General features: G+C 61.3%; 1 protein-coding gene and 1 riboswitch. The gene reads left to right on the plus strand.

What is annotated here, in order from left to right:
- Nucleotides 1-275: 275 nt before the first annotated feature.
- Nucleotides 276-421, minus strand: a riboswitch (cobalamin riboswitch).
- A gap of 71 nt (nt 422-492) precedes the next feature.
- Nucleotides 493-1,023 (plus strand): MMPL family transporter (locus tag A2J01_RS06520; protein WP_156519196.1); only part of this gene is annotated, 531 nt, incomplete at its 3' end.

Genomic DNA, 1,023 nt, shown 5'->3' on the forward strand with positions numbered 1-1,023 from the left:
TGTTACTTCTCGATCGCAGTTCGTGATGGAAACCGGCTGCGTAAAGGATTCGGTGGTTGAAGAACCACCAGCCGCTTCGCCTTTGGAACAACCTGCCGAAACCAAGGCGACCGCGATGAGAACAGCGGCGGCGCGGGACGGGGAGAACTGAAGTGACACGGGGACCTCGTAAGGGCTCTGAGCCACGAATGAGAATCCGACAGACAACTCCGCCCGCACGCTGATCCTCGGCCAGAGCTCCTGCTGGACTTCCTTTTCGTAGACCACGACGAATGGATGTCGCACACCGCGCGGCGGGTAATCGGGCTTGCCGACACTCGGTGACTACCGAGAATCGACCTACCGTTGCGGGTCAGCGCCGGATTCGGACCGGCTTCCCCCACACGCGTGGCTTGCAAGTGCTTCGAGCAGTATGCATGACGTTTCCGATTCAAGACCAAACGCCCACTACAGTCGATCTGGCCAGACGCCCCCACACACCGGAGTTGATACATGACACGCTGGGCCCAAACCGTCGTCGCCCGGAAATGGTGGGTACTGAGCCTCGCGGTTCTGATAGTTCTCATCAGTGGGGTGTGGGGACTCGGAGTGTTCGGCAAGCTCAGCCAGGGCGGCTTCATAGATCCGGGCAGCGACTCCGCGAAGGTCGCCGACATCATCGAAGACAATCTCGGACCGCAGACCCCGGACATCATCGCGATCTACTCGCCCACGGACGGCAAGACTCTGGACGACATCGGGCCGGCAGTAACGGCCGCCGTCGACCAGTTCAAAACGGAAGTGCCGACCGCGTCGGTGAAGTCGTATTGGGGAACAGACGCCGCGGCCAAGGCCAGCCTGCTCTCGAACGACGGATCCATGGCGGCCGTTGCGATCACGTTGGCACCGGACTCGGGCGTCACACCGGCCACTTTCGCCGATCTCTTGCCGAAGCTCGAAGTCGAAGGTGCCGAGGCACAATTCGCGGGTAACACCGTCGTCGGCGTCGCATTCAACACCAAGCTCGAGAAGGACCTGGTGGTC

This window comes from Rhodococcus sp. EPR-134 (assembly GCF_001647205.1).
GTDB lineage: Bacteria > Actinomycetota > Actinomycetes > Mycobacteriales > Mycobacteriaceae > Rhodococcus_F > Rhodococcus_F qingshengii.